A 15678-nucleotide genomic window follows, 5' to 3' on the forward strand; every position below is an offset into this window, starting at 1 on the left:
CCCCTTCGTGGCATTCTGTTCCCAGCATCCCGCACCTGGCTCCGTTCGTCTTCACCCTGTCGTCGCCCCCGTCGTCATGCCCGCGATGAACTGCTTCTGCAGCAGAAGGAAGAGCAGAACGGGAATGACGCTCACGAGAACCGATCCCGCCGCGAGTGAGGTGTAGTCGAGATCGAACTGCCCCTGCATCGCCCGCAGGCCCTGGCTGACGACACCGATGCCCCGCGTGGAGATGAGCGTCTGGGCGACGATGAACTCCTGGAACACGTTCACGACGACCAGGACGGCGACGGCGGCGAGTCCGGGGGAGGTCAAGGGGACCACGATGCGGAGGATCGCTCCGCCGCGGGTGCAGCCGTCGACGAGAGCGGCCTGCTCCAGCTCTGACGGCAGCGACTGGATGAATGCTCGCATCAGCCAGGTCGCCAGGGGCAGATTCGACGCCGCGTAGACGATCACCAGGCCTGCCGGATTATTGATCAGCTGGGCCAGGCTGAACACCTGGTAGATCGCGAGGAGGTTCACGAGCCCCGGGATCGTCAGCGAGAACATGAAGAGGAAGAGGACCAGACCCCGACCGCGGAAGGAGAACCGTGCCAGCCCGTAGCCGGCCATGAATCCGAGTGGCAGCACGATGAGGCAGGTGAAGAAGCTGATCGCGATCGTGCTGAGCGTGTAGGAGACGAGCATGCCGGTCTGGACGGCGCGAGCGTAGTTCTCCGGGTGGAAGGAAGACGGGAGGAGAGCCGCCGAGAAGATCTCATCCTCCGGTCCGAACGACTTCAGCAGGATCCACAGCATCGGCAGGGCGAACACGATGACCACCATCACCGTCGTGATGAGTGGCAGAGCAACGCGGGGAGCGCGCGTCCGAGCGCGCGGTGGGGCGGCGAGGACGCTCATGAGCGAGCCCCCCGTCCGCGCTGGAGCAGGATGAAGGCGAACATCGCGATCACGTTGAACACGGACATGATCATCGCGATCGCCGCACCGTATCCGAGGTGGAAATAAGTGAACGACTGGTTGTACATGTAGAGGGCCGTCGTCGTGGTCGCGGTGATCGGGCCACCCGCCGTGAGCGCGATGATCATCGTCACCAGGTTGAAGTTTCCGATCATCAGGAGGATCGCCGCGATCAGCACCGTCGGGCTCACGAGCGGAAGCGTGATGCTCCAGGTGATCCGCCCAGCGGTCGCTCCGTCGATCTTCGCGGCCTCGTAGAGGCCGGGATCGATGGATTGCAGACCCGCGAGAACCATCACCGTCACGAAGCCGATGCTCCGCCAGGACTCGACCAGGATCAGCGCGGTCATTGCGCCCGCAGGAGACTCCAGCGGGCTCTGCTCCAAGCCGAAGGCGGAGAGGATTCCGTCGTTCTTCAGGATCAGCGCCCAGAACACGCCTGACGCCATCTCGCTGATGACCCACGGCAGGACGACGAGCGCGCGAACCGCGCCCCGCCCCGGAAAACGCCGGTTCAGTGCCACCGCGAGGAGGAAGCCCGCCGCGGTCGACAGCGCGACGACGCTGAGCACGAAGATCCCGGATCGCCAGAGACTGGCGACCATCTCCGGATCGCGGAAGGCGCGAAGATAGTTGTCGATTCCGATGAAAGTGGTGTTGAGCCGCCCCACATCCCAGTCGGTGAAGCTGCTGATGAGCGTGAATCCCAGCGCGATGACGGTGAACCCGACGACGAGCAGAGCGCCGGGGGCGATCAGCGCATAGGGCAGGAAGTCGCGGCGGACCTTTCGAGGGGATGCCGCGACGCGAGGACGAGCAGGGCCGGGATCAGGAGCGGAGGGAACCGGCGAGACGGTCATCGTTTCCGGGGGCATCGGTCCGACCCCTACGACGCGACCTGCTCGTTGTACGCCTTCTCGGCGGACGCGAGTGCCTCGTTCGCGGGAGAGGTGCCCGTGAGGTACGACTGGAATGCGATGCGCAGCTGGTCGAACAGCAGTCCCGCATCAGCGGCGGCAGGCATGCCTCGGCCGGCGTCGGATGCGTAGTCCGCCTGGAACTTCCACGCGTCGTTCTGAGCCTGCGCCTGAGGGCTTGCGGATGCCGACGGGCGTGTGGGCAGCTTGCCCGGCGCATCGACGAGGTACTCGGCCTGTCCTTTCGAACCGGTGATGTGCATCGCGAACTCGAACGCGAGCTCCTGCTTCGCCTCGTCCGGCGTCTTCTGCGCAGGAAGCTCGAATGCCCAGAAGCCCGAGAGGGTGGCGTCCTTCGCCTCTTTCGTCGGACGCGGCGTGCGGAAGTAGCCGATCTCGTCCGCCAGGCCGCCGTCGTCGAGCTTGAGCCCCACCCACGAGCCGCCCTTCATCGTCGCGGTCTTATGCGACAGCAGCATGTCGTCGTACTCGTCGTCCTTGGAGACGGACAGCAACCCGGTCGACGAGACGCCTTGCTCGTTCATGAGCGAGTTGTAGAACTCGAAGACCTCGAGCATCTCGTCGGTCTTGAGGGTCGCGCGACCATCGGCGTCGATCACGTCTCCGCCGAGCATCCACGTCTGGGAGAAGAGGGACTGGGTCGGCGTGTGCACGGTGTTCCCTGCCCAGAACGAGTAGGGGTCAGCGATGCCGGCATCCTTGAGCGCGGCCATCGCTTCGGCGAACTCCGCCCACGTCTCGGGGGGCTCGGTGATGCCGGCCTTCGCCCAGTCCTCTTTCCAGTACATCTCGTGACGGCAGTCGGTCATCCACGGGAGTGCGTAGATCTTCCCGGCATCGGAGGCGATGCCGCGGAGCAGGTTCTGGTTGTAGTCGTCCCATTCGCCGGGCAGGGAATCGAGCGGCGCGAGGAACCCTCCCTTCGCGAGCTTGGGGATGTTGAGATCGTTGACCAGCACCAGGTCAGCGGGAGTGCCGGCCTGGCCCATCAGGATGACCCGCTGAGTGATGGTGTCCCAGGGCACGGTCTCGATCTCGAGGGTCACGTCGGGATGGGTCTCCTTCCATGACTGCAGAAGGCGCCAGAGCCCTCTGTCGGCGGTGCCGTCCGCCGCCGGTTCGGTCGTCGTCGTGAGGACATCCTCGAAAGGGTAGGCGTCTGGCATGACCATGCGCAGCGTCTTGGCTCCCTTCGTGGATACCTCCGGCGCGCACGCGGTGAGACTCGTACCCATCGCGATGGCGGCGCCACCGATCAGGCCCGCCTTGAACAACGTTCGGCGCGAGAGTGTGGTGGAACTGAGGGGTTGCAGTGACTTCTTCGTCATGACCTTCTCCAGTCTTCGCTGTCGATCAGGAGCCAGTGGTAGGGCCACCGGACCTTTCTGATCATGGCGCGACAAACATCGGATGTCAACGGTTCGTCACCCGGGCGCCGGTGACGCGTCCAGGCGCGGCAGCATGACCCTCTACCGCCCGCGAGGAGGCAGGCTGGCCGGCCGATGCAGGCGCGGGGGACCCTCAGACCAGTTCGCTCACCAGCTGCTCGATGCGCGCACGGATCTCGTCGCGGATCGGCCGGACCGCGTCGATGCCCTGGCCGGCCGGGTCGTCGAGCGTCCAGTCCTCGTAGCGCTTGCCGGGGAAGAACGGGCACGCGTCGCCGCAGCCCATGGTGATGACGACGTCGGAGGCCTGCACGGCCTCGGTGGTCAGCACCTTGGGCTGCTCGGCGGTGATGTCGATGCCGAGCTCGCCCATCGCCGCGACGGCGGTCGGGTTGATCTGATCAGCGGGCATCGAACCGGCCGAGCGGACCTCGATGCGGTCGCCGGCGATGTCGCGGAGGAATCCGGCCGCCATCTGCGAGCGTCCGGCGTTGTGCACGCAGACGAAGAGCACGGAGGGCTTGGTGGTCGTGTCGGTCATGGGTGCTCCTGAGAGGGGGGTGGGTGACCTGCATCTATCTTGACAGTCGGATGCCCGCGGTGGGCGGGCCGCGATCAGCCGACGGCGGCCGGGCGCGCGCCGATCTGGATCGTCGCCGGGGCAGCGCAGCAGCTGCCGGCCGAGTCGTCGAACCCGCCGGCTCCGCCGCACACGCCGGTGTCGGGCAGGCTCAGCTCGTTGCGGCCCGCGGCCTCGTGATCGCCCACGAGGTGCGCGGCGACGCTGCGGACCTGCTCGTATCCGGTCAGGGCGAGGAAGGTCGGGGCGCGCCCGTAGGACTTCGCGCCGACGATGAAGAACCCGGGTTCGGGCTGGGCGAGCTCCCTCGCCCCTGTCGCGCCCACCGAGCCGCAGGAGTGGATGTTCGGGTCGATCTCAGAGGCGATGCCCGCGACCGCTTCGAGTGCGGGATCGAGGTCGATCCGCAGTTCCCTCAGCATCCCGGTGTCGGGGCGGAAGCCGGTGAGGGCGAACACGTGCCCGACGTCGGTCACCTCCCGGCCGTCTTCCGCGACGATCGTCAGCCCGTCGCCGCCCTGCCGGAATTCGGCGACGCGGAACCCCGTCACCAGCTCCACGACCCCTTCGTCGATGACCTTCCGGGCGCGGGAACCGAGTGCGGCGCGCTCGGGAAGCTCGTCCCCGATCCCGCCACCGAAGACGTTGGCGGCGCTTCCTCGACGCAGCAGCCAGGTCACGCGCGTTCCCGGAGTGCGTCGTGCCAGCTCGCTCAGGCGCAGCACGGCGTGCGTGGCGGAATGCCCGGCGCCCACGACGACCACATGCCGGCCCGCGAGCTCGGACACGTCGGCCGGGATGCGGTACGAGATCCGGTCCGATGCCGCGGCCTCGCCGAGCGCCGGGAAGCCATCCGCCCCCGCAGGGTTCGGAACATCCCAGGTGCCGCTGGCATCGACGACCGCGCGGGCGAGGAGGCGGGCTTCGTGCCCTGCCCCATCGACGGTGTGGACGACGAAGGGCTGGCTCCTGCGTCCCCCGTCGACGACCTTGTCTCGACCCTGCCGGGCGACGCCGGTCACGGTCGTCGCGTAGCGGATCTGCTCGCCCAGAGCATCCGCGAGCGGCGCGAGGTACTCGTTCACCCACTCCGCGCCGGTCGGATAGCCCTTCGCCGGTGCAGTCCACCCCGTCGGCTCGAGCAAGCGGCGGGCGGCTGCATCGGTGAGTTCCGGCCATGCCGAGAACAGGCGCACATGCCCCCACTCCGAGACGGCCGCGGCCGGCGTATTCCCGCGCTCGACTACGACCACGTGCTCGCCGCGTTCGACGAGGTGTGCCGCTGCTGCCAGACCCTGCGGGCCCGCTCCGATGACGACGACGGGAAGCTCGGACATCACATCTCCTCAGATCGATGATCTTCAATACGATGACTGTCGCTGATCTATCGAAGTTTGTCAATACGTGTCAGGATGGATGCATGAGCCTGCCGACGACCATCGAAGCGACCGCCTGCTGCGTGCCGCGTGTCACGGCCGCGCCGACGGTCGAGGATGCGGAGCGCGTCGCGCGGGTCTTCAAGGCGCTCGGTGATCCCACGCGAGTCCGGCTGCTGTCCCTCATCGCCGCCGGCGCCGGCGGCGAGGCCTGCATCTGCGACCTGACCGAGCCCGTCGGCCTCTCGCAGGGCACGGTCTCCCACCACATGAAGCTCCTGGCGGACGCCGGCCTCGTCACCCGCGAGCAGCGCGGCAAGTGGGCGTACTTCTCGCTCAACGCCGACACGATGGATGCCGCCGCCGACGCGCTTCGTGTGGCGGCGCCCCGGTCGTAGAACCTGAGCTCTCCGGGGTCTCCGGCTGCCGGCCGGGCTATCGAGCTCTTGCCGTGATCAGGGAGCTGGGGATGTGCCCGGCGGCAAGCACCGCCGCGGCAATCGCGATCCAGGGGTTCTCCAGCCATGCGGCGCCGGCGAGGAACGCGGCGACGGGGAGCAGCGCCATGGGCACCGGCACGCCCCAGACGGGACCGAAGAGCGCCTCAAGGCGACGCCCGGTGACGAGGAATCTCACCCACAACGCCCAGTACGCGAGCACGAGCACGGCGACGAGCGGGAACCACCACCACCCCACAGAGGTGCCCGCCATGATGGCGGGGACCGTCACGCAGAGCGCCTGCCCCGCGCGTTCCAACAGCGTCACCGGACGAGGGACCACCCCGGTCGGCAATGCAGGGCGGGGCGGGAACCAGATGAGTGACAGGCTCGGAGCGAAGATGGCGAGGCTGAGCGCGAGACCCAGCACCGAGAAGCCCATACCCGCGAGCGTATCGCTCGAGGGGTCCGACCCCGCCCGCGCCGAACGTCGTGCTCTGCTAGCGGGTGCTGTTCGCGACGCCCGCGCGGTCGACGCGGTGGATGTCGAGATCGGTTCGCCCGGGCAGGATGTCAGCGCGCAATGCCCGCGTGCCCCGGTACTCGCCGTCGTGCAGGGCGCGGTACGGCTGAGACGGGACCTCGTCGTGAATGCCCGCGAGCCGGGTGATCAGCCGGTCGCGTTCCGAAGCGACAGTCGCGGCATCGAGGGCGTCGGCGTCGTGGATGACGTGGAGATCGAGCGATTCGATCCCCGTGTACCAGAGCGTGCCGTGCGTGATGGGGAACAGCAGAGCATCGATGTCGCCGCTGATGCCTCGGGTACCGATGCTTCGCGCATCCTCGCCCGCCGTCACGATGATGAGCGCGCGCTTGCCCTTCAGGCCGCCCTCGCCGTAGCGGAGCGGCAGTCCCGTTTCCGCGTCGACGCCGCCGTAGGCGAAGCCGTTGGTGAACACGCGATCGAACCAGCCTTTGAGGATCGCCGGTGCGCCGTACCACCAGAGCGGGAACTGGAACACGAGCAACTCGGCGGCCTTGAGCTTCCGCTGTTCGAGGCGCACATCGTCGGGAACGAGCCCGCTCTCGTGGACCTCGCCCATCAGGTCGACGAGGCTCCCCTCGCGCCCGCCGACGTCGCGCTGCGCCAGCAGGGGGTCGAAGCCCTGGGCGTACAAATCCGAGGTCCGCACGTCGTAGCGCGGGGTGAGCGCCTCGATCCCGGCATCGAGCAGTTGCCGGTTCAGTGAGCCCGATTGCGGATGCGCGTAGATCCAGTGCGCGGTGGGCCGGTGGTCGGCGGTCATTCTTCTCCTCGGATCGTGGGTGTGCCGTCGGCACGGGGGATAGGATGGTTACCTACCAACCGTAACTTACTCATAGTAGGTATGGGCCACAAGGGGCAAGATGACGAAGGCGAAAGAAGGCGCGCGGACGCGGTTGTCCAAGGCCGAACGCCGTGCGCAGCTGCTGAGCGTCGCGCGGGAGATGATCCGGGCCGAGGGGGCCGACGCCCTGACGCTCGGCACACTCGCCGACAGCGCCGGCGTCACGAAGCCCGTCGTCTACGAGCACTTCGGTGACCGAGCGGGGCTCTTCGCCGCGCTGTACCGGCAGTTCGACGAGCGCCAGGATGCGTCGCTCGAGACCGCGCTGGCGAGCGCCCGACCCGACGTCGAAGGGGTCGTGGACGTCATCGCCACGAGCTATGTCGCCTGCGCCCGCGCCGAGGGCGTGGAGATGGCGGGAGTGGTCGCCGCCCTCCACGGCACGCCCGTGCTCGCGCGGATACGGCAGGAGTCGGTGGGGGCCTACGTCGAACGCTGTCGCGCCGCCCTCGCCCGCGTGGTCGGTGCCGAGAGCATCGATCCGATCGCCCTGGAGGCGGCGTTCGCCTCGGCGGATGTGCTGGCGAGCGCGGTGCTCGCCTCGCGCATCGACGAGGGCGACGCACACGAGGCGCTCGTGCGGATCCTCCTCGCCTCGATCAGGGAGTGAGTCGAGGGGCGTTCCGACCGCAACGCGACTCCGAGATCCGATGCCGGATTCCGGCCGGAACGCACGACGGACGTGTCACTCGCCGAATGCTTTTCGGGAGAGGTAGCGGGATTCGGGTTCGTTCGTCGTCATGTCGGCCGCAGCGAGGAAGTCCTCTCTCGCCGCAGTCGGGTCCCCCTCCGCTTCGCGGAGGTGGGCGCGGATCGCGTGGGCACGGTGCCGGGTCAAGGGATGTTGGAGCAGCCCGTGCTCGCGATCCAGTTCCTCGAGCAGGGCGGTGGCGCGCGCGGGTCCGAAAGCGTGTGCCACGGCGACGACTCGTGCGAGCCGGACGGGTCCGCTGGGTTCGACCTGCTCGAGCGCCAGGTAAAGAGCAGCAATCTGTGCCCAGTCGGTCTGCTCGGCGACGGGAGCGGAGGCATGGACGGCGGCGATCGCGGCCTGCAGCCGGTAGGTTGCCACGTTCCCCTGGGACCACGCGGCACGGATGAGGTCGGATCCCTCTCGGATGGACTCCAGATCCCATCGAGTGCGGTCCTGGTCACGCAAGGGGATGAGGTCGCCATTCGAGGTGGAGCGCGTCGCGCGTCGCGAATCGATCAGCAGCATGAGCGCGAGAAGTCCTGTCGATTCCGGGTCATCGGGAACGAGGGCGTGGAGGAGTCGCGCGAGTCTGATCGCCTCGCCGGTCAGGTCGGTCCGGGTGAGCTCGGTTCCGGTGGTCACCGTGTATCCCTCGTTGAAGATCAGGTACAGAACCCGCATCACCGCGGACAGGCGGCCGGAGAGATCGTCATCGGCCGCGAACTCGAAGCGGGCGCCGCTCTTGCGGATCTGCTGCTTCGCGCGGCTGATCCGCACGGCCATCGTCTGCTCGGTCACTCCATAGGCATGCGCGATCTCCGCGGTGGTCAACCCGCCCACAGCCCGCAGCGTCAAGGCGATGCGGGAGGCGGACGACAGGGCGGGGTGACAGCACAGCAACAGCAGGTTCAGGCTGTCGTCATGGTCGGCCGGGGCGGCGTGTGAGAAGGACGCGTGCGGTTCGGAGGCCACGTACTGCTCTTCGCGGCGGCGGTCGGCCGATTCGGCGCGCAGCGCGTCGACCATGCGGCGGTAGGCGACGCGGATCAGCCAGGACCGGGGCTGATCGGGGATGGCGTCTCGGCGCCACTGCTGGCTTGCGGCGAGCAGTGCGTCCTGCGTGGCTTCCTCGGCGATGTCGAAGTGACCGAAGCGGCGAACCAGCGCCCCGAGGACCTGCGGCGCTTCCGTGCGCAGCAGGTCCTCGATCGCGTCAGGTTGAGCCGTCACGCGAAGTCGTCACCCATGATGGGACGGATCTCCATCGGTTCGCCGAGCATCTCGACCATCCGTGCGACGATGTCCTTCGCGCGCTCCACGCTGGACACCTCGATGACAGCGAACGACGCAAGGACCTCCTTCAGCTCGACAAACGGACCGTCGGTCATCACGATCGTTCCGTCGACCTTGCGCACGGTCGTCGACACGGCGGGGTGTCCGAGCCCTTCGGTGCTGACGAACTCCCCGGTCGCGCGCAGTTCCGCTTCGAACTCCTGATATGCAGCGAATGCAGCGAGCGCATCCTCGGTGGGGGCATCCGCGGTGGCGGCGTCCCAACTGCTGCTCGGCGTGTAGCCGAGAATGAGGAACTTCACGGTCTCATCTCCTTGAGTCGGCGAGTGTCCAGGCTAGCGAGACACACGCGGTGACTTCAGCAGGGAGATGGCCGTCGCGGTGCACCATCCGAAGGCGAAGAGCCCCGTGATCGCCACCTGGATGCTGGCGATGTCGGGAGCGACGGGAGCGAGGAGCGCGATCGCGACGATGCCGCTCCCGATCGCTGCGGCCGCACGCCGCTCGCGGATGGCGCGGATGAGCGCGATGACGGCCGCCACGGCCAGGACGGTGAACGCGACGATCGCCGCCGCCATGTGGATGACGGCGTGCCAGGTGGGTTCGGCCGCGGGGCCGTCGGCCACGCCGAGCGGAAAACCGTTCGCGGGGTCCTGCGGGAAGAGGCCGGCGGCGATGAAGCCTGCCCCGCTGATGGTGATGAGGACCGGAATGGCGGCGCGGCCGAGCCCGTCGGTCACGACCCGCCGGTGACCGACCGCCAGGCAGATCAGGCCCAGTCCGACCAGGACGAAGGTGAGGATCTGGATCCAGCCGAAGTCTCCCGTGGAGAGTTGGCTGAGGGGGTGGATGCGGATGTCGAATCCGGGGCGCGTGAGCATCTGCACGAGTGCGGACAGATAGAACAGCGGTCCCGCGAGTGCGCCCCCTAGCAGCAAGGGGCGGGTCGAACGAGGGAGTGCGCTGATCTCCCTGTGCGCGAGGCGTGGTGCTGAGTTCGTGGTCACTGTGAGCTCCTCTTCTGGGGCGGGTGTTTCTGCACTGATACCTCGGAGCCGCGCGACGAATCTTGACATCGTGCGGTCGCGAGGTGTGAGGGGGCGCCCGGCGGATCGCTTCCGACGGATTCGCGCGTAGATGTCAATCCGCAGCGTTCGGCTCCGAGGTATCTGCAAGAGCGGCCCGCCGGGCTGCACGAGAAAGGACACCTCATGAACGAGAACGCGCTGGAGAACGTCACCGCTGAGCAGATCGACGGCTACGGCCTCGGTGAGCAGCCCACGCCTAGCAGCGCCGTCACGGCGCTCGACAGGCTCGTCGGGGAATGGACGGTGACGGGTGGCGCCGAGGGAGTCGTGCGGTACGAGTGGATGGGCGGACGGTTCTTCCTGCTCCAGCACGTCGAGCTGGAGCAGTTCGGTCAGGCCATCACCGGCATCGAGGTCATCGGTCAGCTCCGCCCGTTCGGCGAGCCCGCCGGCACGGATGTCGCTTCCCGGTTCTACGACTCGATGGGCAACACCCTCGACTACGTCTACGAGCTGGAGGGAGACACGCTCACCATCTGGGCGGGAGCCAAGGGAAGCCCGGCCTCCTTCACCGGCACCTTCAGTGACGACGATCGTGTACTCGACGGCGCCTGGGTCTACCCCGGTGACGGCGGATACGCGTCCACGATGACCCGCCGCTGACGCCACCCACTTCTCGAAGAGAGCGGAATCATCATGCCGAAGAAGAACTCTTCTCCCGATCCGTCCCTGCGCCAGGTCGTGTCCGCGGATGGCACGGAGATCTCGTATGAACGCCACGGAGACGGGCCGGTCGTCATCCTCGTCGCGCAGGCGCTGGCCGACCTCCGCGACAACCGTCGGCTCGCGGCCCTGCTCGCCGCGAGCCACACGGTCGTGAACTATGACCGTCGAGGACGCGGCGACAGCGGGGACGTCGGCTCGTGGCGCATCGCTCGCGAGATCGCGGATATCGAGGCGCTCGTCGATGCGCACGGAGGCAGGGCTGCTCTCTTCGGAGCGTCATCCGGCGCGATCCTCGCCGTGGACGCCGCGGCGGCTCTTCCCGAGAAGGTCGCGGGCGTCATCGCCTTCGAGCCCCCGGTGATCGTGGACGATCGACGCGCACCCGTCCCCCGTGACCTCGCCGACCACCTTCAGCAGCTGGTCGACGAGGGGCGGGGGTCGGACGCGGTTCGCGAGTTCCACCGTGTCGCCCTCGGTGCACCCTCCTTCATGATCCACGCCATGCGACTCATGATCGGCCCGTGGCGGACCATGGTCGCGATGGCCCAGACGGCCGTCTATGACACGCGCCTCTGCGCAGGGTTGCAGGACGGAACACCTCTCACCGGCGACCGGTGGAGCGGGCTCCGGGCGCCCTCTCTCGTGCTCCTCGGAAGCAAGAGTGCGCCGTTCATGGACAGCGGGACGCGAGGGCTGTCGACGCTGATCGGAGCCCGACACGCGACGATCGAGGGCGCGCACCACGCGACGCCGATGATGAAACCGGCCGCGCTGATGCCTTCGATCGTGCCCTTTCTCGACGAGGTCCTCCCGTGATCCCGACGGCCGTGGAATCCCGCCATCCGTGATTCCCGACGAACTCGGTCGCAGCGAGGCGGACCGGGTCTTCCGAGCGCTGGGAGACGCCACTCGGCGCGACATCCTCGCCCGCACGCTCGTCGAGGGGCAGTCCGTGACCGAGCTCGCGCGTCACTATGACATGGGTTTCGCGGCCGTGCAGAAGCACGTCGCAGTGCTCGAGCGCGCGGGACTCATCGTCAAGTGCGCGCGCGGGCGGGAGCGGCTCGTGCGCGCAGATCCGGAGATGATCCGGCGGGCGTCTCGGCTGGTTCGCACTTTCGACGGCAAGACGCCTCTTGACATCCCTTCCGCGCAGGCATAACGTACAACCAAATGGTTGCACAAAGAGAACTGAGCGAAGCGGAGGTCGACCGTGTCTTCCACGCACTGGCGACGTCGACCCGGCGCGACATCCTGCGCCGGACGATCGAGCGTGAGCAGTCGGTCTCGACCCTCGCCTCCGAATACGAGATGTCGTTCGCCGCGGTGCAGAAGCACGTCGCCGTGCTCGAGGCCGCGAACCTCATCGTCAAGCGCGCCGAGGGACGCGAGCGGCTCGTCCGCGCAAACCCCGAGATGATCGCCCGCGCCAGGGCGCTCCTCGCCCGATACGAAGAGCTGTGGCGGTCGCGCATCGCCCGACTCGACGACCTGCTGGCCGAGACGCCTCGGTCCGGCGCATCCGACAACAGCGACACCCCGAAGAACGAGCAAGGAGACTGAAATGCCTGTCACCGACGTCACCACCGATGCCGACAACCTCACGATGACCGTGGTCGCCGACTTCGCAGCCCCCATCGAGCGGGTCTGGAGCGCCTACAGCGATCCGCGCCAGCTCGAACGCTTCTGGGGTCCTCCCGGATGGCCGGCCACCTTCACCGCCTGGGACCACACCGTCGGCGGACGCGCGGTCTACTCGATGAACGGCCCCCGTGGCGAGAAGTCATCCGGATCGTGGGAGTTCCTCTCGATCGATGCGCCGAACGGCTTCGAGGTGATCGACTCCTTCGTGGACGAGTCCGGCAAGCCACTCGAGGGCTTCCCCGCGCAGCGGATGTCGTTCTCGTTCGAGCCCACCGCCGAGGGCACCCGCATGGTCACGACCAGCCACTTCGACTCGGTCGATGCACTCGAGCAGGTCGTCGAGATGGGCCAGGTCGAGGGCATCAAGATGGCGATGGCGCAGCTGGATGCCGTGCTGCAGGACCTCCGCGACTACGCGCAGGGCAAGGGCACCCGGGTGGAGCTGCTCGATGACACCCACGTGCGCATCACCCGTCTGGTCGAAGGGCCGCGTGAGCTGGTCTGGCGCGCGCACTTCGAGCCCGAGCTCATCCGCAAGTGGATGCTCGGCCCCGACGGCTGGGAGATGACGGAGTGCGTTGCCGCCACCGAGGTCGGCCAGTCGTATCGGAACTCCTGGGCGCCGGTGGGCGACACGGAGGGGGAGCCGTTCGGCTTCGAGGGGGAGGCGCTCCTGATCGACGCCCCGCGCCGCGCGGTCACCACTGAGCGGATGCAGGGCATGCCGACCGAGACCCTCAACGATCTGAACCTGTACGAGGAGGACGGCGCGACCCTCGTCACGGTGCTCATCGAGTACCCCGACAAGGAGACGCGCGACATGATCCTCGCCACCGGTATGGCCGACGGCATGGAGTCGTCGTTCGCTCGCCTGGAGCGGGAGCTGCTCGCCGTCTGACCCCAGCACCGCGTTCACAACTCCTCAAGAACCGGCCGGATCCCCGCGGATCCGGCCGGTTCTCGGCATTCGGAGCCTGTTTCTGAGGAGTTATGCCCGGGCTAACGGCCGCACCACCCCTCCCGCCGAGGCAGAACCGCCCGGCTCGGGATAAAGTGGCGACACGATGAGGATCACGCGCCGCACTCTGCTCCTCGGCGCCGGAGCCGGCGTCGCTTCGGTGCTTCTCGCCTCCTGCACCCCCGAACCCGCGCCCACGCCGACGCCCACGCGCACCCGCGAACCCGAGCCTCCGCCCGGAGTTCCCGCGCCGGCCGGCAGCGTCCGCAGCACCTGGAGCACCGACCCGTTCGCCCTCGGCGCCGCCAGCTTCACCCCCGTCGGGGTCGTCGCCGGCACCCGCACCGCGCTGGGTCTGCCCATCGATGACCGCGTGTTCTTCGCGGGCGAGGCGACCGATGAGGATGCTCCCGGCACGGTGCGCGGGGCCATCGCCTCCGGTGCGCGCGCCGCGGAAGAGCTCATGATCCCGGGCAGCTCCGGCGAGCGGGTCGCCGTCGTCGGCGCCGGCCTCGCGGGCGCCACGGCTGCAGCATTGCTCGCCGAACGCGGCGTGCAGGTGACCGTGTTCGAGGCGCGCGACCGCGTGGGCGGACGCGTCCACTCGCAGGTCGACGACTCGTGGCCGGTGCCGGTGCAGCTCGGCGCCTGGCTCTTCGGCGAAGACGATTCCGAGGTCCTCGATCAGTTGACGAGCGGCGATGTCGGCATCGACGAGCTGACCGGCGAGCTCTGGCGCACACCGGATGCCGACATCGACCCGGTCGACCCGCAGCCGTTCACCGCGGCGATGACGACCGCGCAGGCGGCCCCCGAGGATTCCTCGGTCGCCGACGCCCTGACCGCGGCGGGCATCGATCCCGCCGACCCCGCGACCGCCGCCCTGCTCGCGATCCTCGCCACCCGCACCGGTGCCGATGCCGACGCGCTCTCCAGCTGGCTGGCCCCGCCGCTGCCGAGTGGTGAGCCGAAGGCGGCGCGCGACGACCTCACCCCGTTCGTGGAGCATGCGCTCGATGGCGTGCAGGTGGGGCTGAGCTCCCCGGTCGCTCGCATCGCGTACGACGACTCCGGCGTCAGCATCCGCCTCGGTACCGGTGAGGCCCTGTCGTTCGACCGGGTGGTCGTGACGGTGCCGCTGGGCGTGCTCCAGAAGCGCAGCATCGAGTTCGACCCTGCGCTCCCGTTCTCGCAGCGCGGCGCGATCGCCGCCCTCGGCATGGGCGCGATCGAGACCGTCTGGTTGCGGTGGGACGAGCCGTTCTGGGAGAACGAGGAGTCGATCTGGCGCGCCGTGGGTGCCGATGTGCTGATCCCGACCTGGATCAACCTGCAGCCGACCACCGGCGAGAACGTGCTCGTGGGACTCGTCGGCGGAACCGCTGCCGCGGACTTCGCCGCCCTCGACGAGAAGGCGGCACTCGAAGCGGCCCTCGCCTCGCTCACGCTCTGGATCTGACCGCCGTCGTCGTCGGCGCCGGTTCCACGGTCGGCGCGCCGTCCGACGCGTCTAGCTCCGCGCGGTCGCCGTCTCCCGCGCGGCTTCCTCCGGCACCTGCTCGCCATCGACGGCGGGCGAGCCGTCCGGTTCGTCGGGGTCGTCGTCCGCATCCGTCCGCAGCCGTCTCGGCAGCGGCATCCGGCTGATGAGCACGAGCACGGTCGAGACCACGGCGAAGCTGCCGAGCGCGATCGCCGCCGAGGCGAGGAACTCCAGCGGCCCGCTCACCTGTCGCGGGTCGAGGAAGTAATAGGGGTACCAGCCGATCATCGGCCCGCGGATCATCGTCGCAATCCCCCACAGCACCGGGTAGGCGAGCGTCACCGGGACCACCCGCCACGGCACCGATCGATGGCCGGGCGCCAGGGCCCACGCCGCCACCGTCAGCGCCGGCAGCCAGAAGTGCAGCACCTGATCCGACCACGGCACGTCGATGCGGATGCCGCGGATGCCGGCCTGCCAGACGAGGATCGCGAAGACCAGCCCCGCGGTGATCGTCCAGGTCAGCACGAGTGCCAGTGCCACCGTGAGCCACCGCGGATCCCGCGCCGTGCGCAGAGCGATCACCCCCGCGATCGTCAGCAGCACGACGAACGCGATGTTGGATTGGTTGGTCAGGTAGGCGAAGAAGTTCTGGCTCGCGATCGTGTGCGACGCGAGCCCCCAGCTCAGTCGATGGATGAGCGCCACGAGGCAGATGGCGGCAGCGCCGAGGCGGAGCAGGCCGAAGACGGTACGCGCCTTCACCGCTGCGTCACCCGCCT

At 68.5% G+C, this 15678-nt stretch carries 19 protein-coding genes; 8 read left to right on the forward strand and 11 right to left on the reverse strand.

The window, feature by feature from the left end:
* Positions 1 to 51: 51 nt before the first annotated feature.
* From HCX50_RS08495 to HCX50_RS08515, 5 genes are all read right to left on the reverse strand, one after another.
* Complete coding sequence (locus HCX50_RS08495) at positions 52 to 903, reverse strand: carbohydrate ABC transporter permease (protein WP_091032956.1); 852 nt, start codon at positions 901 to 903, stop codon at positions 52 to 54.
* Positions 900 to 1838 carry a carbohydrate ABC transporter permease gene (locus HCX50_RS08500; protein ID WP_091032954.1) on the reverse strand — a complete coding sequence of 313 codons (939 nt, stop codon included), beginning with the start codon at positions 1836 to 1838 and terminating at the stop codon, positions 900 to 902. The genes HCX50_RS08495 and HCX50_RS08500 overlap by 4 nt, the downstream gene beginning before the upstream one ends.
* An 11-nt stretch (positions 1839 to 1849) precedes the next feature.
* Positions 1850 to 3229 carry an extracellular solute-binding protein gene (locus tag HCX50_RS08505; RefSeq protein WP_167633797.1) on the reverse strand — a complete coding sequence of 460 codons (1380 nt, stop codon included), beginning with the start codon at positions 3227 to 3229 and terminating at the stop codon, positions 1850 to 1852.
* 193 nt (positions 3230 to 3422) lie between these two features.
* The gene (locus HCX50_RS08510; RefSeq protein ID WP_167633799.1) at positions 3423 to 3830 is read right to left on the reverse strand and encodes an arsenate reductase ArsC; all 408 of its coding nucleotides are present in this window, start codon (positions 3828 to 3830) and stop codon (positions 3423 to 3425) included.
* A 74-nt stretch (positions 3831 to 3904) separates the two neighbouring features.
* Positions 3905 to 5206, reverse strand: a complete 1302-nt coding sequence (locus HCX50_RS08515) for an FAD-dependent oxidoreductase (RefSeq protein ID WP_205828939.1) — start codon at positions 5204 to 5206, stop codon at positions 3905 to 3907.
* Positions 5207 to 5289: 83 nt separating this feature from the next.
* Here HCX50_RS08515 and HCX50_RS08520 point away from each other — a divergent pair, with 83 nt between their 5' ends.
* Positions 5290 to 5643: an ArsR/SmtB family transcription factor gene (locus HCX50_RS08520; RefSeq protein ID WP_167633803.1), complete on the forward strand. Its 354-nt coding sequence runs from the start codon at positions 5290 to 5292 to the stop codon at positions 5641 to 5643.
* A 37-nt stretch (positions 5644 to 5680) separates the two neighbouring features.
* On the opposite strand, the gene HCX50_RS08525 is transcribed toward HCX50_RS08520, so the two are convergent.
* Both HCX50_RS08525 and HCX50_RS08530 read right to left on the reverse strand, forming a co-directional pair.
* A complete protein-coding gene (locus tag HCX50_RS08525) occupies positions 5681 to 6124 on the reverse strand; it encodes a hypothetical protein (RefSeq protein WP_167633805.1) in 444 nt (147 codons plus the stop codon).
* A 58-nt stretch (positions 6125 to 6182) separates the two neighbouring features.
* Positions 6183 to 6989: an NAD(P)H-dependent oxidoreductase gene (locus HCX50_RS08530; protein ID WP_167633807.1), complete on the reverse strand. Its 807-nt coding sequence runs from the start codon at positions 6987 to 6989 to the stop codon at positions 6183 to 6185.
* Positions 6990 to 7089: 100 nt separating this feature from the next.
* Here HCX50_RS08530 and HCX50_RS08535 point away from each other — a divergent pair, with 100 nt between their 5' ends.
* Positions 7090 to 7680, forward strand: coding sequence for a TetR/AcrR family transcriptional regulator (locus HCX50_RS08535; protein WP_167633809.1), 591 nt, complete (start codon positions 7090 to 7092; stop codon positions 7678 to 7680).
* 75 nt (positions 7681 to 7755) lie between these two features.
* Here the strand turns inward: HCX50_RS08535 and HCX50_RS08540 are convergent, their stop codons facing one another.
* The 3 genes from HCX50_RS08540 to HCX50_RS08550 are packed head-to-tail and all read right to left on the reverse strand — an operon-like array spanning position 7756 to position 10064.
* The gene (locus HCX50_RS08540) at positions 7756 to 8994 is read right to left on the reverse strand and encodes a sigma-70 family RNA polymerase sigma factor (RefSeq protein ID WP_167633811.1); all 1239 of its coding nucleotides are present in this window, start codon (positions 8992 to 8994) and stop codon (positions 7756 to 7758) included.
* The gene (locus HCX50_RS08545; protein ID WP_029264053.1) at positions 8991 to 9359 is read right to left on the reverse strand and encodes a YciI family protein; all 369 of its coding nucleotides are present in this window, start codon (positions 9357 to 9359) and stop codon (positions 8991 to 8993) included. Before HCX50_RS08545 ends, HCX50_RS08540 begins: the two co-directional genes overlap by 4 nt.
* A gap of 33 nt (positions 9360 to 9392) precedes the next feature.
* Complete coding sequence (locus HCX50_RS08550) at positions 9393 to 10064, reverse strand: DUF998 domain-containing protein (RefSeq protein WP_337749361.1); 672 nt, start codon at positions 10062 to 10064, stop codon at positions 9393 to 9395.
* Positions 10065 to 10268: 204 nt separating this feature from the next.
* Here HCX50_RS08550 and HCX50_RS08555 point away from each other — a divergent pair, with 204 nt between their 5' ends.
* The 6 genes from HCX50_RS08555 (at position 10269) to HCX50_RS08580 (ending at position 14872) form a co-directional block, all read left to right on the forward strand.
* Positions 10269 to 10748 (forward strand): hypothetical protein, encoded by a 480-nt coding sequence (locus HCX50_RS08555; RefSeq protein ID WP_167633815.1) that lies wholly within the window; start codon positions 10269 to 10271, stop codon positions 10746 to 10748.
* 33 nt (positions 10749 to 10781) lie between these two features.
* Entirely contained in the window at positions 10782 to 11627 is an 846-nt protein-coding gene (locus HCX50_RS08560) for an alpha/beta fold hydrolase (protein ID WP_167633817.1), read from the forward strand.
* Between the two features lie 28 nt (positions 11628 to 11655).
* On the forward strand, positions 11656 to 11973 hold the full coding sequence (locus tag HCX50_RS08565; RefSeq protein ID WP_167633819.1) for a helix-turn-helix domain-containing protein: 318 nt from the start codon (positions 11656 to 11658) through the stop codon (positions 11971 to 11973).
* Positions 11974 to 11984: 11 nt separating this feature from the next.
* On the forward strand, positions 11985 to 12374 hold the full coding sequence (locus tag HCX50_RS08570) for an ArsR/SmtB family transcription factor (protein ID WP_167633821.1): 390 nt from the start codon (positions 11985 to 11987) through the stop codon (positions 12372 to 12374).
* Between the two features lies 1 nt (position 12375).
* Positions 12376 to 13353 (forward strand): SRPBCC family protein, encoded by a 978-nt coding sequence (locus HCX50_RS08575; protein ID WP_091032881.1) that lies wholly within the window; start codon positions 12376 to 12378, stop codon positions 13351 to 13353.
* 166 nt (positions 13354 to 13519) lie between these two features.
* Entirely contained in the window at positions 13520 to 14872 is a 1353-nt protein-coding gene (locus HCX50_RS08580; protein ID WP_167633823.1) for a flavin monoamine oxidase family protein, read from the forward strand.
* Between the two features lie 51 nt (positions 14873 to 14923).
* On the opposite strand, the gene HCX50_RS08585 is transcribed toward HCX50_RS08580, so the two are convergent.
* Positions 14924 to 15661, reverse strand: a complete 738-nt coding sequence (locus HCX50_RS08585) for a Pr6Pr family membrane protein (protein WP_337749364.1) — start codon at positions 15659 to 15661, stop codon at positions 14924 to 14926.
* Between the last annotated feature and the right edge of the window lie 17 nt (positions 15662 to 15678).

Origin of the sequence: Microbacterium sp. B19(2022) (genome assembly GCF_012030385.1) — a bacterium.
In the GTDB taxonomy this organism is placed as follows: Bacteria; Actinomycetota; Actinomycetes; order Actinomycetales; family Microbacteriaceae; genus Microbacterium; species Microbacterium oxydans_B.

Bases quoted from the DNA above. Each gene is read 5' to 3' on its own strand.
- HCX50_RS08510 (WP_167633799.1), bottom strand. From the start codon at position 3,830: ATGACCGACACGACCACCAAGCCCTCCGTGCTCTTCGTCTGCGTGCAC.
- HCX50_RS08495 (WP_091032956.1), bottom strand. From the start codon at position 903: ATGAGCGTCCTCGCCGCCCCACCGCGCGCTCGGACGCGCGCTCCCCGC.
- HCX50_RS08525 (WP_167633805.1), bottom strand. From the start codon at position 6,124: ATGGGCTTCTCGGTGCTGGGTCTCGCGCTCAGCCTCGCCATCTTCGCT.
- HCX50_RS08530 (WP_167633807.1), bottom strand. From the start codon at position 6,989: ATGACCGCCGACCACCGGCCCACCGCGCACTGGATCTACGCGCATCCG.
- HCX50_RS08500 (WP_091032954.1), bottom strand. From the start codon at position 1,838: ATGCCCCCGGAAACGATGACCGTCTCGCCGGTTCCCTCCGCTCCTGAT.
- HCX50_RS08555 (WP_167633815.1), top strand. From the start codon at position 10,269: ATGAACGAGAACGCGCTGGAGAACGTCACCGCTGAGCAGATCGACGGC.
- HCX50_RS08570 (WP_167633821.1), top strand. From the start codon at position 11,985: ATGGTTGCACAAAGAGAACTGAGCGAAGCGGAGGTCGACCGTGTCTTC.
- HCX50_RS08580 (WP_167633823.1), top strand. From the start codon at position 13,520: ATGAGGATCACGCGCCGCACTCTGCTCCTCGGCGCCGGAGCCGGCGTC.
- HCX50_RS08515 (WP_205828939.1), bottom strand. From the start codon at position 5,206: ATGTCCGAGCTTCCCGTCGTCGTCATCGGAGCGGGCCCGCAGGGTCTG.
- HCX50_RS08575 (WP_091032881.1), top strand. From the start codon at position 12,376: ATGCCTGTCACCGACGTCACCACCGATGCCGACAACCTCACGATGACC.
- HCX50_RS08535 (WP_167633809.1), top strand. From the start codon at position 7,090: ATGACGAAGGCGAAAGAAGGCGCGCGGACGCGGTTGTCCAAGGCCGAA.
- HCX50_RS08505 (WP_167633797.1), bottom strand. From the start codon at position 3,229: ATGACGAAGAAGTCACTGCAACCCCTCAGTTCCACCACACTCTCGCGC.
- HCX50_RS08560 (WP_167633817.1), top strand. From the start codon at position 10,782: ATGCCGAAGAAGAACTCTTCTCCCGATCCGTCCCTGCGCCAGGTCGTG.
- HCX50_RS08520 (WP_167633803.1), top strand. From the start codon at position 5,290: ATGAGCCTGCCGACGACCATCGAAGCGACCGCCTGCTGCGTGCCGCGT.